This window comes from Frigoribacterium sp. SL97, assembly GCF_026625765.1.
Classification (GTDB): domain Bacteria; phylum Actinomycetota; class Actinomycetes; order Actinomycetales; family Microbacteriaceae; genus Frigoribacterium.
Genome location: NZ_CP113062.1, coordinates 108,042 through 125,588, shown reverse-complemented (window position 1 = coordinate 125,588; position 17,547 = coordinate 108,042). Strand labels below are relative to the sequence as shown.

Sequence of the window (17,547 nt, the reverse complement as noted above, 5' to 3'; positions counted from 1 at the left end):
CGTGGCAGGACCTGTCCACCCGTAGGGTTCCTGCCATGCCCACCGAGCCCCGCCCGACGCCCGAGCCGCAATCGACCGCCGCCGCCGCCGTCCTCGACGAGCTGCTCGCGCCTCCTTCGCTCGTCGCCGCCCGGGCCCTCGAGGCCGCCGCCGCCGTGTCGAGCGCGGCCCTGCTCGCGCACAGCCGTCGCTCGGCGGCGCTCGCCGTCGACCTCGGGCGCCGCGAGGGGCTGGCCTTCGACCACGAGCTGCTGTTCGTCGCGGCGGCCCTGCACGACGTCGGGCTGGCGTCGCCGTTCGACAGCCACACCGAGTCGTTCGAGCGAGCGGGGGGCGAGGTCGCCCGGGTGTTCGCCGCGGGGGCGGGCTGGTCGGCCGCACGCGCCCAGCGGCTGGCGGACGTCATCGTGCGGCACATGTGGCCCGCGGTCTCGGCCGACCTCGACGTCGAGGGTCACCTGCTCGAGCGGGCCACGAGCCTCGACGTGTCGGGGGTGGGCGGTGAGGACTGGCCGGCCGAGCTGGTCGCCGCCCTGGTCGAGCGGCTGCCCCGCGACGGGTTCGGTGCCGAGTTCGGCGGGCTGATGTCGACGCAGGCGCACCGGAAGCCCGGGTCCGAGGCCGCCCGCACGATCCGGGGCGGCATGCGCGACCGGATCGCCGCGAACCCGCTCGACCGCCTCTGACCCCGGCGCCGAGCACCCGCCGCCCGCGCACCGGCACCCGGCGCCCGGGCATCCCGCGCACGAGCACCCGCCGCCCGGGCATCCCGCGCACGAGCACCCGCCGCCCGAGCATCGGGTGGGCCACGGCCACGTGCGCCGGGCCCCCTCCCGCGATCGCGCTCCATCGGTTAGAATGATGCGAACGTATGAATCAGGAGAGCACCCGCATGGCACACCCCCTCGAGTTCGGCCTCGACACCTTCGGCGACATCACCGACCGCCTCGACGGCAGCCCCGTCACGCACGCCCAGGCCATCCGCAACCTGGTCGACCAGGCCGTCCTGGCCGACGAGGTCGGTCTCGACTTCATCGGCGTCGGCGAGCACCACCGCAAGGACTTCGCCGTCTCGGCCCCCGAGGTCGTGCTCGCCGCGATCGCCGCCCGCACGAAGACCATCCGCCTGGGCTCGGCCGTCACCGTCCTCAGCTCGGACGATCCCGTGCGCGTGTTCCAGCGCTTCGCCACGGTCGACGCGATCTCGAACGGCCGTGCCGAGGTCATCCTGGGCCGCGGCTCGTTCACCGAGTCGTTCCCGCTCTTCGGCCTCGACCTGCAGGACTACGAGGTGCTCTTCGAGGAGAAGATCCAACTCTTCGCCGAGCTGCTGAAGGAGGGCCCGACGACCTGGTCGGGCACCGTCCGCGCCGGCCTCGACGCGCAAGAGGTCTACCCCAAGACCGAAGGCGGCTCGATCCGCACCTGGGTCGGCGTCGGCGGATCGCCGCAGTCGGTCATCCGGGCCGCACACTACGGTTTCCCGCTCTTCCTCGCGATCATCGGAGGCCAGCCGGCGCAGTTCGCGCCGTACGCCGACCTCTACCGACGCGCCCTCGGTGAGTTCGGCCACGACTCCCAGCCGATCGCGATGCACTCGCCCGGTTTCGTGGCCGAGACCGATGCCGAAGCCAAGGAGGCGCTGTTCCCCTACCAAGAGGAGCAGACGAACCAGCTCGGTCGCGAACGCGGCTGGCCCCCCTACAGCCGCGCGCAGTACGAGGCCAGCGCCAGCTCGACCGGCGCGCTCTACGTGGGCTCGCCCGAGACCGTCGCCACGAAGATCGCGCAGAACATGCGCCTGCTCGGCGCGACGCGCTTCGACATGCGGTACAGCATGGGCCGCCTGCCGCACGAGCTCATGATGCGCAGCATCGAGCTGTACGGCACGAAGGTCGTCCCGCTGGTGCGCGAGATGCTCGCCTGACGCGACCCGCGCCTCCTCGGGGCTCGTGCCCTACGACCCCGACCAGCGCACCGCGTTTCGTGCACCGCACCCCGAACAGTCGCGGTGCCCTGCACGAAACACGGTGCGTTCCTGTTTCGCGGCTCGCGGCTCGCGGCTCGCCGCTCGCGTCAGCGGGTGCGCTCGCGCTGGTGGGACAGCGCCTCGAGCTGCTCGTTGTACGCCCTCAGCTCGGCGTCGTCGTCGCGCTCGGCCTGGCGGTCCTTGCGGACGGCTTCTCGGCCGTCGCTGCGGCTCCACATGATGGCGACGGCGATGGCCATGACGATCGTGGGGATCTCGCCGACGCTCCAGGCGATGCCGCCGGCGACGTACTGGTCCTGCATCGGCGTCGGGCCCCAGGTGCGCCCCATGGCGCCGTACCAGTCGGCGAGGAAGAGCCCCGTGGCGCTCATGATGCCCAGGCCGAAGAACGCGTGGAACGCCATGGTGCCGAGCAGTACGACGAGTCGGGCGGGGTAGGGCAGTCGACCCTTGACGGGGTCGATGCCGATCATCGACTGCACGAAGAGGTAGCCGGTGATCAGGAAGTGCACGATCATCCAGTAGTGGCCGATGTGCGTGGTCGTCGCCCAGCTGAACAACGGCGTGTAGTAGAACGCCCACAGCGAGCCCGCGAACAGCACCGCCGAGATGATCGGGTTGCTGACGAAGGTCGCGAACCGGGAGTGCACGAGGATCATGATCCACTCGCGGCCGCCACGGGTGCCGTCGCTGCGTTTCTTGATGGTGCGCAACGCGAGCGTCACGGGCGCGCCCGGCACGAGCAGCACGGGCACGAGCATGCCGAGTGCCATGTGCGCGAGCATGTGCGTGCTGAAGAGGTACTCCTCGTACACGTTCGGGGCGCCGCACGTGATGTAGAACAACACGACCAGGCCCGCCACCCACGACACGGTGCGGCCGACCGGCCAGCGGTCGCCACGGCGGTGCAGGCGGACGACGCCGGCCAGGTAGAAGAAGACGCCGAAGGCACAGAGCAGCCCCCAGAGCAGGTCGACGTTCCATTCGGTGAGGTAGCGCAAGGGTGTCAACTCGGGTGGCAGCGCCTCTTCGGTGAGGATGACCGCGGGGGTCGGGTCGGCCAGGTCGGCCGCGGCGACCTGCTCGACCGGGGTGGCCGTCCGGGCGAGTGCGGCGGCGACGCCGGAGGCGAGCCCCATGAACGCGAGCTCGGCGGTGACGAACCACCAGAAGGCCTTCGTCGTCGCCTTGGGGTGGGTCGTGAGGCGGCCGACGAGCCAGCGGCGTTGCACGACGCCGAACAACCCCAGCGCGACGAGGGCGAACGTCTTGACGAGCACGAGCACGCCGTAGCCCGACGTCAGGGCCGACCAGTCGCCGATGCGGATGGCGGCGCTGCCGATGCCCGACACCGCGACGACCACGAAGCAGACGATCGCCACGCTCGAGTAGCGCGCGAGCACGATCGCCAGCCGCCCGCTCGAGAGGTGCCCGCGCAGCAGCACGATGGCGAGCAGGCCGCCCAGCCAGACCGACGCCCCGACCAGGTGCAGGGCGAGGTCGGTGACGGCGGCGTCGTGGCCACTCGTGCCGGCCGCGTGGCCCTGCTCGGCGATGGGGATGAGCCCGCCGGCGGCGAGCACCGTGACGGCGACGATCAACCAGATGTTGCGGACGATGAAGCAGAGCACCGTGACGGTCGCCGCGATCAGCGTCGTGATCAGCCAGGCGATGCCGAGCTCGGTGTTCGTCAGGAAGAACGCGAGCGTCCGCCCGAACTGGTCGTCGAAGGTGACCGGCACGTTGGCGACGCTGAGGAAGGTGAAGAAGGTGGTGATCGCCGAGGCGACGGCCCAGAACCCCGCCGCGGCGGCGGCGACGTCCATGGCGCGGTCGTACTCCGCTTCGCGTCGGGTGAGTGCGAAGCAGGTCAGGAAGAGCGTGCCGATGGTGAGGGCCGCGCCGACGTTGCCCAGCATCTTGGACATGGGCAACCCGTAGCGGACGACCTCGCCGGGGTCGACGACGAGGGGCGCGTCGGCCGCCCCGCCGAACTTCAGGGCGGCGAGGAGGGACGCGAACGCCACCAGCACGAGCAGTGCGGGCGCCGTGGTGCGGGCGAGTCTGGGCATCGTCTACCAGGGTAAGTCGGATCGCCTGGTGAACGGGTGCGGGTGGGGGGCGTCGCTCGACGTCGAGTGATCCGTCCGGGCGACCGGCGCACGGACGACCGAGCCTGTCGGCGGGGCGGGACGAGACGAGGGGGAACGAGAGAAGGGGCGTGACGACCGATGGTCGTCACGCCCCTTCTCGGGTGCTCGTGAGAGCGAGGACTACTTGACCGCAGCCTTGAGCTTGCTGCCGGCGCTGACCTTGACGCTGTCGCTGGCGGCGATCTCGAGGGCCTCACCCGTCTGCGGGTTGCGGCCGGTACGAGCGGCGCGGTGCGTCTTCTCGAAAGCGATCCACCCGGGGATGGTGACCTTCGTGCCGTCCGCGACCGACTTCGAGACGACGGAGAAGAACGCGTCGACGACGCCGCTGACGGCGGCCTGGCTCTGGCCGGACTCGGATGCGACAGCTGCGACGAGCTCGGTACGGTTCAGTGACTTGTCAGCCATGTAAATGTCCTCCTCGGACTTCATTCGGTGTGACGAGACACGGCGTTCACCATGCCTGTGCGGTCGAGACCAGAGAGCCGAGGGCCCTGTGGAACCGGTTGAAACCTACCAGGAAGACTTCGTGATGCCCGGCAACTCGCCACGGTGGGCCATGTCGCGGAAACGCACGCGGCTGATGCCGTAGGCCTTGAGGTGACCGCGGGGGCGGCCGTCGACCGAGTCGCGGTTGCGGAGGCGGACCGGCGACGCGTTGCGCGGCAGCTTCTGCAGACCGAGGCGAGCGGCCTCGCGGCTCTCGTCGGAACCGTTCGGGTCGATCAGGGCCTTCTTCAGCTCGAGACGCTTCTCGGCGTAGCGGGCCACGATCTCGGCGCGCTGGTTGTTCTTGGCGATCATGCTCTTCTTGGCCATTTTTAGCGCTCCTCGCGGAATTCGACGTGCTTGCGAATCACCGGGTCGTACTTCTTCAGCACGAGACGGTCGGGGTTGTTACGACGGTTCTTCTTGGTCACGTACGTGAAACCGGTGCCCGCCGTCGAGCGGAGCTTGATGATGGGACGGACGTCCTGCTGACGAGCCATTAGATCTTCTCCCCACGAGCGAGCAGGTCCTTGACGACCGACTCGATGCCACGAGCGTCGATGACCTTGATGCCCTTGGCGCTGAGCTGAAGGGTCACGTTACGACGAAGCGACGGCACGTAGTATGTCTTCTTCTGGATGTTCGGGTCGAAACGACGCTTGGTGCGTCGGTGCGAGTGCGAGATGTTGTGTCCGAAGCCGGGAACGGCTCCGGTCACCTGGCAGGTTGCTGCCATGGTTTTCCTCCGTAGATACCGTGAGGGCCGGAGCCCTCACCCAAGGTCACTTGTCGGCGCGCCGGTCCCCCTGCCCGATCGAGGGATCGGGCGGTGTAGCCGGGAGGCGGTGCACATGGGCGCAGAGAGCGCCCAACCAAAGGGAAAGCTTACGCGACACGCCCGGACCCACGCAACCCGCGCCTCCCCGACTCGGGGTCGGGGCTCGGGGCTCGGCGCTCGGAACCCGGGGCTGCGGCCACGCGATCGCCTCGGCGCGCGCCGACGGGACGAGGAGGCGCGGCTCAGCTGATCGAGGAGGCGCGGCTCAGCGGATCGCGGAGGCGTCGGCGGCCGCGCGGGCCTCGGCCGTGCACGCGGGGCACAGGCCGAACACGTCGACCACGTGCTGCGCCTCGGTGAACCCGTGCGTCGCGGCGACGTGCTGGGCCCAGGTCTCGACCTCGTCGGCCTCGATCTCGACGGTGGTGCCGCAGTTGCGGCAGATCAGGTGGTGGTGGTGCGTGCCCGGGGTGCAGGCGCGGTAGAGGCTCTCGCCTTCTTGCTGCAGCGAATCGGCCGAGCCGTCGGCCGCGAGGTCGGCGAGTGCCCGGTAGACCGTGGCCAGGCCGATGCCGGTCTCGCGCAGGTGGGCGTGCAGCGCCTGCGCGCTGACGAACCCCTCGCTCGTGCCGAGTGCTTCTCGCACGGCCTCGCGTTGCCACGTGTTGCGTCGGACCACCACGGCGTCCTGCCTCTCTGTGTCTCGGACCTGTGCGTCGGACCTCGGTGCGTCGGGTCCCGGTGCACCGGGACCAGGTGCGTCGGACCCCGGTCTGCCTCAGACGCCGGTCGGTGCCAAGGGTACCCGCGGGCCCCTGCGCGGCTTCACGGCGGCGGCCGTGCGACGCCAGCCGACCAGGCGGCAGACGAGCCAGATCGTGAACGAGATCGTGGTGACGTAGGGGCTGATCGGCAGGCCCCCGCCCAGGGCGAGCAGGATGCCGCCGACGACCGAGACGACGGCGAAGGTCACGCTCAGCACGGGCACGAGTCGCGGGTTCACGGTCAGCCTCAGCGCGGCCGCGGCGGGTGTGACGAGCAGCGAGAGGACGAGCAGCGCCCCGATGATCTGGACCGACACCGCGACCGACAGACCCAGCACGAGCATGAAGACGATGCCGAGCGTGCGCACGGGGACGCCGGCCGCCGCGGCGACGTCGGGGTCGACGCTGGCGAAGGTCAGCGGACGCCAGATGACGATCAGCGTGACGATCACCACGGCCGAGATGGCGACGAGCCAGCCCAGCTGCGGATTGTCGACCGACACGATCTGGCCGGTCAGCAGCCCGAACTTGTTGGCCGACCGCCCTCGGTAGAGCGCCAGGAAGAGGATGCCGAGGCCCAGGCCGAACGGCATGAGCACCGCGATGATCGAGTTGCGCTCCCGCGCCCGGGTGCCCAGCAGCCCGATCAGCAGGGCGGCGATCAGGCTGCCGACGAGCGAGCCGCTGACGACGTTCACGCCGAGCAGCAGGGCGGCGGCGGCACCGGCGAACGAGAGCTCGCTGATGCCGTGCACCGCGAAGGGCATGTTGCGCGTGATCACGAAGGGCCCGATCAGGCCGCCCACCAGGCCGAGCACGGCGCCCGCGACGACGCTGTTGCGCACCAGCACGAGCAGCTCGCCGAAGTCTTGGAAGCTGAACAGCTGCGACCACAGGTCGGTCATCGGACGAGTCCTTCGTCGTCGAGGTGTTCGTCGACGTGGTGGTCGTGCCCGTCGTGGCTGCCGACGATCACGATGCGCCCCATGGTGCGGATCACGTCGACCGGAGTGCCGTAGAGGTCGCTCAGCACGTCGGCGCGCAGCACCTCGTCGGGTGTTCCGATGCGGAACCGGCCTCCGGCGAGGTAGAGCACCCGGTCGACGACGTCGAGGATGGGGTTGACGTCGTGCGTGACGAACACGACCGCGGCGTTGCGGGCCCGCCGCTGCTCGTCGATCAGGCGGGTGACCTCGCGCTGGTGCCGCAGGTCGAGCGAGATGAGGGGCTCGTCGCAGAGCAGCAGGGCCGGTTCGGCGGCCAGCGCCTGGCCGACCCGGGTGCGCTGCTGCTCGCCGCCGCTGAGGCTCGCGACCGGAGAGGTCGCGAACGAGGTGGCGCCGACCTCGTCGACCAGGGCGTCGATGCGGGCCCGTTCGGTCGGGGTCTCGCGGCGCGGCCCCCAGCGGTGGCCCGTGACGCCCAGCGCGATCATGTCACGGGCACGCAGCGGGGTGCCGGACTCCATCAGTCGTTGCTGCGGCACGTACCCGATGCGGCGATGGCCGCGCCCGACTGGCCGGCCGAGGAACTCGATGCTGCCCGCGGTCAGGTGCTGCTGCCCGAGGATCGTGCGCAGCATCGTCGTCTTGCCCGCACCGTTCGGCCCGAGCACGGCGATGAACTCGCCCGGCCGCACGTCGAGGTCGAGACCCGACCAGAGCGTGCGGGCGCCGAACGAGACCCCGGCGTCGCGGAGGCGCAGCACGGCGTCGCCGCCGCCACCGGCCGAGGAGGCGCGGGTGGCGGCGGCGACGGAGGTCGCGCCGGACGGGTCGGTCACTCGCCGAGGGCCGCCGAGATCGCGTCGATGTTGCTCTGTTGCCATGCCACGTAGTCTTCCCCCTCGGGCAGCAGCTCGGTGACCGGCACGATGGCGACGCCGGCGTCGGTCGCGGCCTTCTCGACCTGCTCGGTCTCGGGACTCGAGGTCTGCTCGTTGTAGGCGAGCAGGTCGACCTTCCCGTCGGTGAAGAGCTTCAGGGTGTCGTTGAGCACGGCGGGCGACACGTCGTCGCCCTCCTCGATCGCCTCGGAGAAGGCCTCGGGCGTCACGTTGACCAGGCCCATCGCGTCGAAGAGGTAGCCGGGCACGGGCTCGGTGTAGGCGACCGGGTCGCCGTCGTGGGCCGTCTTGATCGAGGCGGCCTGCGCCTCCAGGTCGGCGATCTTCGTGCCGAAGGCCTCGGCGTTCGCGGTGAAGGTGTCGGCGTTCGCGGTGTCGACCCGGCCGAACTCGTCGGCCAGGGCCGTGGCGAGCTTCGCCATGCTCGGCAGGCTGTAGAACACGTGCTCGTTGAACGCGGCGTGGTCGTGGTCGTCGTGCCCGTCGGCCTCTGCGGTGGCGTCGTCGCTCGCGGCGTCGGTGGCCTCGTCGGCGTGGTCGTCGTGCCCGGCCTCGGGGTCGAGCCCCGAGACGTCGACGGCGTTGACCACGGTGGCGTCGGTTCCGCTCGCGTCGACCATCGTGTCGACGAACGAGTCGTAGCCGCCGCCGTTCTCGACGACCACGTCGGCCTTCGAGACGGCCAGCTGCGTGCGGGCGTCGGCCTCGTACGAGTGCGGGTCCTGCGAGGGGTCGCTGATGATGCTGGTGACGTCGACCAGGTCGCCTCCGACGGTCGTGGCGATGTCGCCGTAGACGTTGGTCGACGTGACCACCGAGATCGCGCCTCCGTCGGTGGAGTCGGTCGAGCCCGAGGCGCCCGTGGCGCAACCGCTCAGCACGAGGGCCGCGGCGGCGGGCAGGACGAGCAGGGTCGGCAGCGAGCGCATCTTCATGGCCGTCACGCTATTGCTACTGATAATGATTGTCAAAACGAGGAGGCGCGGGTCGGCCGAGCGCGCCTCCCGCGTCGCGAGACAGCGCGACACCCCCTGCTCGGCACGACACCCCCTGTTCCGAGGGTGTGATGCCGAGCAGGGGGTGTCGCAGCGCGCCTAGGCCTTCGTGGCGGCCTCGACGGACTCGGCGCCGGCGGCGTCGTCGTCCTCGCGGCCGGGCGTCTTGAGGTTCCACTTCTTGATGACGAAGCTGAACAGGACGTAGTAGACGACCGCGTAGCCGAGCCCGATCGGGATGAGCCAGATCGAGTTCTGCGAGATGTTGAAGTTCAGCACGTAGTCGATCAACCCCGCCGAGAAGGTGAACCCGGTGTGGATGTCGAGTGCGTTGACCAGCATCATCGACGTGCCGGTCAGCACCGCGTGGATGACGTACAGCGGCCAGGCGACGAACATGAACGAGAACTCGAGCGGCTCGGTGATGCCCGTGATGAACGCCGTCAGCGCGGTCGACAGCATGATGCCGCCGATCAGCTTCTTCTTCTCGGGGCGGGCGTGACGCCAGATCGCCAGGGCCGCGGCGGGCAGGGCGAACATGAAGATCGGGAAGAACCCGGTCATGAACACCCCGGCGCTCGGATCGCCGGCGAAGAAGCGGTTCAGGTCGCCCCGGACGATCTCCCCGCTGGCGTTGGTGTAGTCGCCGACCAGGAACCACACGACCGAGTTGAGGATGTGGTGCAGGCCGGTGGGGATCAGCAGGCGGTTGGCGACGCCGTAGATGCCGCTGCCGACCACGTCGTTCGACGCGACCGCCTGGCCGATGCCGGTGAGGGCGTTGTTGAACAGGGGGTAGATGAACGACATGACGACGCCGACGACCAGGCCCGTGACGGCGGTGAGGATCGGCACCATGCGACGGCCCGAGAAGAACCCGAGGAAGTCGGGCAGCTTCGTGCGGTAGAAGCGCTGCCAGATCATCGCCGAGAGGATGCCCATCACGATGCCGGCCAGCACGCCGTAGTTGATGACCTCGGGGTCGCCCGTCGGGGTCTCACGGCCCGCGAGAACGACCGGCGACATGGCCTTGAAGACGCCGTCGATCACCATGTAGCCGACGACCGCGGCGAGGGCCGTCGAACCGTCCGACTTCTTCGCCCAGCCGATCGCGATGCCGGCCGCGAAGATCAGCGGCAGCCAGGTGAAGACCGCCTGCCCGGCTGCGCCGATCACCGAGGCGCCCGTCTCGAAGCCGGGGATCGCGCCGAGGAGGTCGGCCTGCCCGAGTCGCAGCAGGATGCCCGCCGCCGGGAGCACCGCGATCGGCAGCATGAGGCTGCGCCCGAGGCGCTGCAGCACCGCGAAGGCGGCCGAGCCCCTCTTCTTGGTCGGGGCCGACTCGGTCGTCGTCGTCATCAGGTGGTCCTCTCGTCGGTGAGCAGCCGTGGTGCGGGGTGGGTCGGGTGTCGTGCGGGTGGGGCGGTTCCGGAGGCGCGGGTCGCGTCGAGCGCGGAGCCTCCGGTCCTGTCCGGTCATGACCAGTGAGTGGTAGTTTCCTCAGACCGACGGGTGGTGTCAACTAGGACGACACCCTCGTCGCCGCGAGCGACCGAACCCACGGAGGAGAACAGCTCATGTCGAAAGCACAGGCCATGATCGACGGACTCGGCGGCGCCGACAACATCGAGGAGATCGAGGGCTGCATCACGCGCCTCCGCACCGACGTCCGGGACATCTCGCTCGTCGACGACGCCGCCCTCAAGGCCGCGGGAGCCACCGCCGTCGTCCACGCGGGGGGCAGCGTCCAGGTGATCGTCGGCACGATCGCCGACTCGCTCGCCGAAGACATCAACGACCTGCTGCCGTGACCACGGTCCTCTCGCCCGTCGCCGGCCGGGTGACGGCGCTCGCCGAGGTGCCCGACGCCGTCTTCGCCGGGCAGCTCGTGGGCGCGGGCGTCGCGGTCGAGCCGAGCGCGCCTCCTGGAGGGGGTGTGGTCTCCGTCGTCTCGCCCGTCGCCGGCGAGATCGTCAAGCTGCACCCGCACGCGTTCGTGGTCGTGGACGAGTCGGGCACCGGCCTGCTCGTGCACGTCGGCATCGACACGGTCAAGCTCGGCGGCGAGGGCTTCGAGCTCGTCGTGGCCGAGGGGGCGACCGTCGCGGCGGGCGACGTCGTCGTCCGCTTCGACCCGGCCGTCGTGGCCGAGGCGGGCTACTCGGCCGTCATCCCGGTCGTCGTGCTCGACAGCGCCCCGGACAGCGTCCCGCAGCAGGCCGTCGGCACGACCGTCGCCTCGGGGGAGCCCCTCTTCGACCTCTGAGGCCGACGCGGCGCGGCCAGGAGTCAGTCGGGCGTCGTGCCCGACTCGACCTGCATCTGCAGGCGGTAGCGGTCGGAGCGGTACCAGCTCTTGGCGTGTTCGAGCGGGACGTCGCCGGCGAACGAGATCCGGTCGAAGTACATCACCGGGGCGCCCTCGCTCGTGCCGAGCAGCGTGGCGACGTCGGCGTCGGCCCCCTCGGCGCTGACCGTCTGGGTCGCGCGGGTGATCGGCGTCGCGTAGTCGCCGTCGAGGGTCCGGTAGAGCGAACGGCTCAGGTCGTGGTCGAGCAGCCCGGGCAGCCGGTCCGCGGGGTACCAGCCGTCGTCGATGCTGACCGGCACGCCGTCGGCGAGGCGCAGGCGCTTGACGTGGAACGCCGAGGCGCCGGCCTCGAGTCCGAGGGCCGCGGCCGTCTCGGGCGGGGGAGCCGTCTCGGCCTTGACCAGCACGATCGTGCTCGGCACGTGGCCGAGCTTCGTCATCTCGTCGGTGAACGAGGCGAGGTGCAGCGTCGACTGGACCACGCGGTGGGCCACGAAGGTGCCCTTGCCCCGCACGCGGGTCAGCCAGCCCTCGTTCACGAGCTGCCCCACGGCCTCGCGGACCGTGATCCGGCTGACGCCGTACTCGAGCATGAGCTGGCGCTCGCTGGCGATCGCCGAGCCGGGCTGCTGACCGGCCGCGAGCCGCTGCACGATGGAGCGCAACTGCTCGTGCTTCGGCACGGCTCCGTCGGTGATGCGGTCGGTCATGGGCCCCCTCGTCCGTCGCGCCCGAGGGTGGTCCCATCTGGTCATGACCGGTCGTCCTGGCCTCGACGTTACTGCACGCCGTCCGTCGCCAGCCAGGTCGGGGCCCGGCTGCCCGCGGGGTTCCCAGGAACGGACGAGGAGGCGCGGGCTCAGTCGAGCAGGAGCGCCGGCTCTTCGAGGACGCTCGCCACGTCGGCCACGAACCGGCTGGCGACGTCGCCGTCGACCACGCGGTGGTCGAAGCTCGCCCCGATCGTCGTCACCATGCGCGAGCGGACCTCGCCGTCGACCACCCAGGCCTTGGGCTTGATCGTGCCGAGGGCCACGATCGCGACCTCGCCCGGGTTGAGGATCGGCGTGCCGGTGTCCATGCCGAAGACGCCGATGTTGGTGATCGTGATCGTGCCGTCCCGCATGTCGGCCGGCGTCGTCTTGCCGTCTCGGGCGGTCAGCGTCAGCTGTTCGAGGGCCTGGGCCAGCTCGAGCAGGCTCATCGACTGGGCCTCCTTGACGTTCGGCACGATGAGGCCACGCGGGGTGGCCGCGGCGATGCCGAGGTTGACGAAGTGCCGGACGAGGATCTCGCGGTCGGTCCAGGCCGAGTTGACCATCGGGTTGCGTCGCACGGCCCAGATGATCGCCTTGGCCATGATCAGCAACGGCGAGACCTTGACGCCGGCGAACTGCGGCGACGCCTTCAACCGCTTGACGAACTCCATCGTGCGGGTGGCGTCGACGTCGACGAACAGGCTGACGTGCGGGGCGGTGAACGCCGACGACGTCATGGCCGCGGCGATGGCCTTGCGGACGCCCTTGACGGGGATGCGCTCGACGCGTTCCTCGCCCCACTCGGGCGTCTCGATGTTGCGGAACACGCTGGCCTGCTGGGCGTGACGGATGACGTCGTCGCGGGTGACCTCTCCGGCCAGGCCGGTCGGCTGGACGACGGCGAGGTCGACCTCGAGGTCTTTGGCGAGCTTGCGGATGGGCGGCTTCGCGATGATCGGCAGGGCCTGGGCGGCGGGCACCGACGTGGTGGGGCGTCGCCGGGCCTGCTCGGCGACGCGCAGCTGCCGGGCGTCGACCTCGGTCTGCGACGGTCGGCGGCGACGGGTCGCTCCGTGACCCCCCGCGGCGCCGTAGCCAACGAGCACGGCACCCGACCCCGAGTCGGCCGGGGCCTCGGGGGCGTGCGCCACCGAGCCGGTGTCGCCGTCGGCGCTGACCGCGTCGGCCGAGCGGGCCGGAGCGGCGGGGGAGGAGCTCTGCACCGAGGTGGCGGACGCCGCGGGCTCGGCCTGGCGGGCACGCTGCGCGGAGAGTGCTTGTTCGTTCTGTGACACGACCTGCGCCGTGCGGGCGAGTCCGCCCGACTCGAGGGACTCGGACTCGGCGGCCCGACCCGACGGGGTCGCGGGTGCCGTCGAGTCGCCGACCCGGATGATCGGGGTGCCGACGTCGACCGTGGTACCTGGTTCGACGAGGATGCTCTCGACCACGCCGGCGTAGGGCGAGGGGAGCTCGACGAGCGACTTCGCGGTCTCGATCTCGACGAGCACCTGGTTGATCTCGACGCTGTCGCCGGGGGCGACCTTCCATTCGACGATCTCGGCCTCGGTCAGGCCCTCGCCGACGTCGGGCAGGGTGAATTCGCTGGTCATGTCGTGACTCCTAGTAGGCCAGGGCCCGGTCGACCGCCTCGAGCACGCGGTCGGCGTCGGGCAGGTACTGCGTCTCGAGCTTGGCGGGAGGGAAGGGCGTGTCGAAGCCGCTGACGCGCAGGACGGGTGCCTCGAGCGAGTAGAAGGCCTTCTCGGCGACGGTGGCGGCGATCTCGGAGCCGACCGACACGAAACCGGGGGCCTCCTGCGCCACGACGAGGCGCCCGGTCTTCCGGACCGACTCGAGGATGGGCCCGTAGTCGACGGGGGAGAGCGACCGCAGGTCCACCACCTCGGCCGAGACGCCCTCGGCCGCCGCGATCTCGGCCGCCTGCAGCAGAACGCTGACCATCGCGCCGTGCCCCAGCAGGGTGACCTCGGTGCCCGTCCGGACGACGCGGCTCGCGTGCAGCGGTGCCTGCGGGTCGCTCAGGTCGACGTCGCCCTTGGGCCAGTAACGGCTCTTGGGCTCGAAGAACATGACGGGGTCGTTCGACGCGATCGCCTCCTGGATCATCCAGTAGGCGTCGTGCGGCGTGCTCGGGCTGACGACGCGCAGGCCCGCCGTGTGGGCGAAGTACGCCTCGGGGCTCTCCTGGTGGTGCTCGACCGCGCCGATGTGCCCGCCGTAGGGCACGCGGATCACGACGGGCATCGTCAGGGTGCCCTCGTGCCGGTTGGTCAGCTTGGCGAGCTGCGACGTGATCTGGTCGAAGCCGGGGTAGATGAAGCCGTCGAACTGGATCTCGCAGACCGGGCGGAAGCCACCCATCGCGAGTCCGATGGCGGTGCCGACGATGCCGGACTCGGCGAGGGGGGTGTCGATGACGCGTCTGTCGCCGAACTCGGCCTGCAGCCCCTCGGTCACGCGGAAGACGCCGCCGAGCGTGCCGATGTCTTCGCCCATCAGCAGGACGCGGGGGTCGTCGGCCATGGCCTTGCGGAGGCCGGCGTTGATCGCCTTGCCGAGCGGCATGGACTGCACGGAGGCGCGGCTCGACTCGGTCGTGCCGGTCGGGTTCTCGACGGTGTCGGTCATGCTGCCCCCTCGTCGGTGGTCGCGGTCTCGCCCGCGCCGCCGAAGCTCTGCTCGTAGGTCGCCAGCCACTGCTTCTGCTCGGTCATGAGCGGGTGCGGCTCGGAGTACACGTGGTCGAAGATGAGGCCGCGGTCGGGGTTCGGCAGCGAGACCGTGCGCCGACGGACGTCGGCTCCGAGGTCGTCGCCCTCGGTCTCGAGGTCGGCGAAGAACGCGTCCCCCTCGCCTCGGTTCCGCAGGAAGGCCTCGAAGCGCGTGATCGGGTCGCGGGCGATCCAGGACTGCAGCTCGTCGTCGGTGCGGTACTTGGTGGGGTCGTCGGACGAGGTGTGCGCGCCGACGCGGTAGGTGAGCGCCTCGATGAAGCGGGGCCCGCCGCCGCCGCGGGCGGCCTCGAGGTCGCGGCGGCTGACGGCGTAGCTCGCGAGCACGTCGTTGCCGTCGACCTGCGTGCCGGGGATGCCGAAGCCGCCGGCCCGGGCGACGAGGGGCGTGCGCGACTGACGCGCGACCGGCACGCTGATCGCCCACTGGTTGTTCTGGAGGAAGAACAGCTCGGGGGTCTGGAAGCTCGCGGCGAAGACCAGGGCCTCGCTGACGTCGCCCTGGCTGGTCGCCCCGTCGCCGAAGAACGTGACCACGGCCTGGTCGACCTCGGGATCGCCCGTGCCGCTCTTGCCGTCGAGGCCGAGCCCCATGGCGAAGCCGGTCGCGTGCAGCGTCTGCGAACCGATCACCAGCGTGTAGACGTGGAAGTTCTGGTGCTCGGCGGGGTTCCAGCCGCCGTGCGTGTGACCGCGCAGCAGGCGCAGGATGTCGACCGGGTCGATGCCGCGGGACAGCGCGACGGCGTGCTCGCGGTAGGACGGGAAGAGGTGGTCCTGCGGGCGGGTCGCGTGGGCCAGGCCGACCTGGGCCCCCTCTTGGCCGTGGCTCGGCACCCAGAGGGCGAGCTGCCCCTGGCGCGCGAGTGCCGCGGCCTCGCGGTCGAATCGACGCGTCAGCACCATGTCGCGGTGCAGGGCGCGGAGTCCGTCGTCGCCGAGGGCGTCGACGTAGGGGCGGAACTCGTCGGCCGCAGCCGACTCGACCACCTCGCCCGACGGCGACAGGAGCTGGACGGGCGGCGGCGCGTCGGTCGCTTCGGAGGAAGACATGGCGTCCAATCTATTCCGCGGCATATGCCGTCACCGGGATGTGAGGTCGACGATCTGCTGGGCGGCGTGCAGCAGCTTGTCGACCGACGACGGCTCGCCGATCGTGACGCGCACGCCCTCGCCCGCGAACGGCCGGACGACGACCCCGTGGTCGGCGAACACCTGGGCCGCGGCCGCCGTGTGCTCGCCCGTGGCGAGCCAGACGAAGTTGCCCTGCGCCTCGGGAACCGTCCACCCCTGGTCGATCAGGGCGCGTCGCACCTGGTCGCGCAGCAGGACGATGCGGTCGACCCGCCCGAGCAGCTCGTCGGCGTGCTCGAGCGAGGCGAGGGCCGCGGCCGCGCCCTGCTCGGTGACGGCGAGGGGGATGGCCGTGGCCCGCGCGGCGTCGAGCAGGTAGGAGGCGCCGATCGCGTACCCGACGCGGAGTGCGGCCAGCCCGTACGCCTTCGAGAAGGTGCGCAGCAGGACGAGGTTCGGGTGCAGCTCGGTGAGCGTCTCGCCGTCGACGGCCGTGCTGTCGGTGACGAACTCGGCGTACGCCTCGTCGAGCAGCACGAGCACGTCGTCGGGCACCGCGGCCATGAACGACTCGAACTCGCCCGTCGACACCGTGGTGCCCGTCGGGTTGTTGGGGGAGCAGACGATGACGACGCGGGTGCGGTCGGTGACGGCCGCGGCCATGGCCTCGAGGTCGTGGCCCCCGTCGGCCCGCAGCGGCACCTGGACGCTCGTCGCACCGGCCACCGTGACGAGCCCCGGGTAGGCCTCGAACGAACGCCAGGCGTAGACGACCTCGTCGCCGACCGAGGCCGCGGCGAGCACGAACTGGGCCAGCAACGAGACCGACCCCGCGCCGACGTGCACCTCGTCGACGGTGACGCCGAACCGGGTGGCGAGGGCCGTCCGCAGGGCCGTCGCCGAGGCGTCGGGGTAACGGTTGAGCGAGACGGCGCCACGGACGGCCTCGACGACCGAGGGGAGGGGCTCGAACGGGTTCTCGTTCGACGACAGTTTGAAGGCGTCGGGGGACGCCTGCTTGCCCTGGCGGTAGGGCGGGAGGGCGGCGATCTCGGGACGGAGTCGGACGGGAGTGGTCACGCGGCCAGCCTATGGGGCGGGGGCCGCGTCGCGGCAGGGCACCGCGCCTCCTCGGGGGATCCGGTCGGGCACTACCGCCCGTGGAGGAGAGGTCGGCATGATGGGGGGATGACCCGATTCGTCGTGAGGCTGCTCATCAACGCGGTGGCCCTGTGGCTCACCACGCTGCTCGTGTCGGGGGTGACGGTGACGCCCTACGGAGCAGGGGGCACCCTCGAGACGATCGTGACCTTCCTGCTGCTCGCCCTGGTCTTCGGCATCGTCAACGGCGTGGTCGGCACGGCGATCAGGGTGGTGGCCTTCCCCCTCTACATCCTGACGCTCGGCCTGATCGCGTTGATCGTGAACGGGCTGCTGCTGCTGATCGTGGCGTGGATCTCGGATCTCTTCGGCTTCGGGTTGACGATCGACGGTTTCTGGTGGGGCGTGATCGGTGCCGTCGTGCTCGCGGTCTTCGCCTGGGCCATCGGCGTCGTCGTCCGCCCCGTGGTCGGGCGGGGTGACCGGAAGCGGTGAACCGGTTCCGCATCTGCTTCGTCTGCACGGGCAACAT

The 17,547-nt window shown here is 70.8% G+C and carries 20 protein-coding genes; 5 read left to right on the top strand and 15 right to left on the bottom strand.

The window, feature by feature from the left end; genetic code table 11:
* Positions 1-35 precede the first annotated feature (35 nt).
* Positions 36-686 (top strand): HD domain-containing protein, encoded by a 651-nt coding sequence (locus tag OVA02_RS00555; protein WP_056049788.1) that lies wholly within the window; start codon positions 36-38, stop codon positions 684-686.
* A gap of 206 nt (positions 687-892) precedes the next feature.
* Positions 893-1,927 (top strand): LLM class flavin-dependent oxidoreductase, encoded by a 1,035-nt coding sequence (locus OVA02_RS00550; protein WP_056049785.1) that lies wholly within the window; start codon positions 893-895, stop codon positions 1,925-1,927.
* A gap of 149 nt (positions 1,928-2,076) precedes the next feature.
* Here the strand turns inward: OVA02_RS00550 and OVA02_RS00545 are convergent, their stop codons facing one another.
* From OVA02_RS00545 to OVA02_RS00500, 10 genes are all read right to left on the bottom strand, one after another.
* Positions 2,077-4,062, bottom strand: coding sequence for a cytochrome c oxidase assembly protein (locus OVA02_RS00545; protein WP_267658995.1), 1,986 nt, complete (start codon positions 4,060-4,062; stop codon positions 2,077-2,079).
* Positions 4,063-4,263: 201 nt separating this feature from the next.
* Entirely contained in the window at positions 4,264-4,551 is a 288-nt protein-coding gene (locus tag OVA02_RS00540) for an HU family DNA-binding protein (protein WP_043595940.1), read from the bottom strand.
* A gap of 105 nt (positions 4,552-4,656) precedes the next feature.
* On the bottom strand, positions 4,657-4,962 hold the full coding sequence (rpsN, locus tag OVA02_RS00535) for a 30S ribosomal protein S14 (protein ID WP_043595941.1): 306 nt from the start codon (positions 4,960-4,962) through the stop codon (positions 4,657-4,659).
* 2 nt (positions 4,963-4,964) lie between these two features.
* Positions 4,965-5,132, bottom strand: coding sequence for a 50S ribosomal protein L33 (rpmG, locus tag OVA02_RS00530; RefSeq protein WP_043595944.1), 168 nt, complete (start codon positions 5,130-5,132; stop codon positions 4,965-4,967).
* Positions 5,132-5,368, bottom strand: coding sequence for a 50S ribosomal protein L28 (rpmB, locus tag OVA02_RS00525; RefSeq protein WP_043595945.1), 237 nt, complete (start codon positions 5,366-5,368; stop codon positions 5,132-5,134). The genes rpmG and rpmB overlap by 1 nt, the downstream gene beginning before the upstream one ends.
* A gap of 307 nt (positions 5,369-5,675) precedes the next feature.
* On the bottom strand, positions 5,676-6,089 hold the full coding sequence (locus OVA02_RS00520) for a Fur family transcriptional regulator (RefSeq protein WP_054145907.1): 414 nt from the start codon (positions 6,087-6,089) through the stop codon (positions 5,676-5,678).
* A gap of 99 nt (positions 6,090-6,188) precedes the next feature.
* Positions 6,189-7,079, bottom strand: coding sequence for a metal ABC transporter permease (locus tag OVA02_RS00515; RefSeq protein WP_056049779.1), 891 nt, complete (start codon positions 7,077-7,079; stop codon positions 6,189-6,191).
* Positions 7,076-7,957 carry a metal ABC transporter ATP-binding protein gene (locus OVA02_RS00510; protein ID WP_420709617.1) on the bottom strand — a complete coding sequence of 294 codons (882 nt, stop codon included), beginning with the start codon at positions 7,955-7,957 and terminating at the stop codon, positions 7,076-7,078. Before OVA02_RS00510 ends, OVA02_RS00515 begins: the two co-directional genes overlap by 4 nt.
* The gene (locus tag OVA02_RS00505) at positions 7,954-8,955 is read right to left on the bottom strand and encodes a metal ABC transporter solute-binding protein, Zn/Mn family (protein ID WP_267658994.1); all 1,002 of its coding nucleotides are present in this window, start codon (positions 8,953-8,955) and stop codon (positions 7,954-7,956) included. Before OVA02_RS00505 ends, OVA02_RS00510 begins: the two co-directional genes overlap by 4 nt.
* 159 nt (positions 8,956-9,114) lie before the next feature.
* Entirely contained in the window at positions 9,115-10,374 is a 1,260-nt protein-coding gene (locus OVA02_RS00500; protein ID WP_267658993.1) for a PTS transporter subunit EIIC, read from the bottom strand.
* 218 nt (positions 10,375-10,592) lie between these two features.
* Between OVA02_RS00500 and OVA02_RS00495 the strand changes: the two genes are divergently transcribed.
* Complete coding sequence (locus OVA02_RS00495) at positions 10,593-10,826, top strand: glucose PTS transporter subunit EIIB (protein WP_054145886.1); 234 nt, start codon at positions 10,593-10,595, stop codon at positions 10,824-10,826.
* Positions 10,823-11,281 (top strand): PTS sugar transporter subunit IIA, encoded by a 459-nt coding sequence (locus tag OVA02_RS00490; RefSeq protein WP_056049775.1) that lies wholly within the window; start codon positions 10,823-10,825, stop codon positions 11,279-11,281. Before OVA02_RS00495 ends, OVA02_RS00490 begins: the two co-directional genes overlap by 4 nt.
* Positions 11,282-11,304: 23 nt before the next feature.
* Here the strand turns inward: OVA02_RS00490 and OVA02_RS00485 are convergent, their stop codons facing one another.
* From OVA02_RS00485 to OVA02_RS00465, 5 genes are all read right to left on the bottom strand, one after another.
* A complete protein-coding gene (locus tag OVA02_RS00485) occupies positions 11,305-12,036 on the bottom strand; it encodes a GntR family transcriptional regulator (RefSeq protein WP_056049772.1) in 732 nt (243 codons plus the stop codon).
* Between the two features lie 149 nt (positions 12,037-12,185).
* Complete coding sequence (locus tag OVA02_RS00480; RefSeq protein ID WP_056049769.1) at positions 12,186-13,697, bottom strand: dihydrolipoamide acetyltransferase family protein; 1,512 nt, start codon at positions 13,695-13,697, stop codon at positions 12,186-12,188.
* Between the two features lie 10 nt (positions 13,698-13,707).
* A complete protein-coding gene (locus OVA02_RS00475) occupies positions 13,708-14,673 on the bottom strand; it encodes an alpha-ketoacid dehydrogenase subunit beta (RefSeq protein ID WP_369794408.1) in 966 nt (321 codons plus the stop codon).
* Between the two features lie 59 nt (positions 14,674-14,732).
* Positions 14,733-15,893 carry a thiamine pyrophosphate-dependent dehydrogenase E1 component subunit alpha gene (locus OVA02_RS00470; RefSeq protein ID WP_056049763.1) on the bottom strand — a complete coding sequence of 387 codons (1,161 nt, stop codon included), beginning with the start codon at positions 15,891-15,893 and terminating at the stop codon, positions 14,733-14,735.
* 30 nt (positions 15,894-15,923) lie between these two features.
* Positions 15,924-16,994 (bottom strand): histidinol-phosphate transaminase, encoded by a 1,071-nt coding sequence (locus OVA02_RS00465; protein ID WP_056049761.1) that lies wholly within the window; start codon positions 16,992-16,994, stop codon positions 15,924-15,926.
* A 108-nt stretch (positions 16,995-17,102) separates the two neighbouring features.
* Between OVA02_RS00465 and OVA02_RS00460 the strand changes: the two genes are divergently transcribed.
* Entirely contained in the window at positions 17,103-17,510 is a 408-nt protein-coding gene (locus tag OVA02_RS00460) for a phage holin family protein (protein WP_056049758.1), read from the top strand.
* Positions 17,511-17,547: the final 37 nt, after the last annotated feature.

Excerpts from the sequence above, each read along its gene's own strand:
- OVA02_RS00550 (WP_056049785.1), top strand. The coding sequence starts at position 893 with ATGGCACACCCCCTCGAGTTCGGCCTCGACACCTTCGGCGACATCACC.
- OVA02_RS00480 (WP_056049769.1), bottom strand. The coding sequence starts at position 13,697 with ATGACCAGCGAATTCACCCTGCCCGACGTCGGCGAGGGCCTGACCGAG.
- OVA02_RS00475 (WP_369794408.1), bottom strand. The coding sequence starts at position 14,673 with ATGCCGCTCGGCAAGGCGATCAACGCCGGCCTCCGCAAGGCCATGGCC.
- OVA02_RS00470 (WP_056049763.1), bottom strand. The coding sequence starts at position 15,893 with ATGTCTTCCTCCGAAGCGACCGACGCGCCGCCGCCCGTCCAGCTCCTG.
- OVA02_RS00540 (WP_043595940.1), bottom strand. The coding sequence starts at position 4,551 with ATGGCTGACAAGTCACTGAACCGTACCGAGCTCGTCGCAGCTGTCGCA.
- OVA02_RS00545 (WP_267658995.1), bottom strand. The coding sequence starts at position 4,062 with ATGCCCAGACTCGCCCGCACCACGGCGCCCGCACTGCTCGTGCTGGTG.
- OVA02_RS00500 (WP_267658993.1), bottom strand. The coding sequence starts at position 10,374 with ATGACGACGACGACCGAGTCGGCCCCGACCAAGAAGAGGGGCTCGGCC.
- rpmG (WP_043595944.1), bottom strand. The coding sequence starts at position 5,132 with ATGGCTCGTCAGCAGGACGTCCGTCCCATCATCAAGCTCCGCTCGACG.
- OVA02_RS00555 (WP_056049788.1), top strand. The coding sequence starts at position 36 with ATGCCCACCGAGCCCCGCCCGACGCCCGAGCCGCAATCGACCGCCGCC.
- rpmB (WP_043595945.1), bottom strand. The coding sequence starts at position 5,368 with ATGGCAGCAACCTGCCAGGTGACCGGAGCCGTTCCCGGCTTCGGACAC.
- OVA02_RS00460 (WP_056049758.1), top strand. The coding sequence starts at position 17,103 with ATGACCCGATTCGTCGTGAGGCTGCTCATCAACGCGGTGGCCCTGTGG.
- OVA02_RS00515 (WP_056049779.1), bottom strand. The coding sequence starts at position 7,079 with ATGACCGACCTGTGGTCGCAGCTGTTCAGCTTCCAAGACTTCGGCGAG.
- OVA02_RS00485 (WP_056049772.1), bottom strand. The coding sequence starts at position 12,036 with ATGACCGACCGCATCACCGACGGAGCCGTGCCGAAGCACGAGCAGTTG.
- rpsN (WP_043595941.1), bottom strand. The coding sequence starts at position 4,962 with ATGGCCAAGAAGAGCATGATCGCCAAGAACAACCAGCGCGCCGAGATC.
- OVA02_RS00495 (WP_054145886.1), top strand. The coding sequence starts at position 10,593 with ATGTCGAAAGCACAGGCCATGATCGACGGACTCGGCGGCGCCGACAAC.
- OVA02_RS00505 (WP_267658994.1), bottom strand. The coding sequence starts at position 8,955 with ATGAAGATGCGCTCGCTGCCGACCCTGCTCGTCCTGCCCGCCGCCGCG.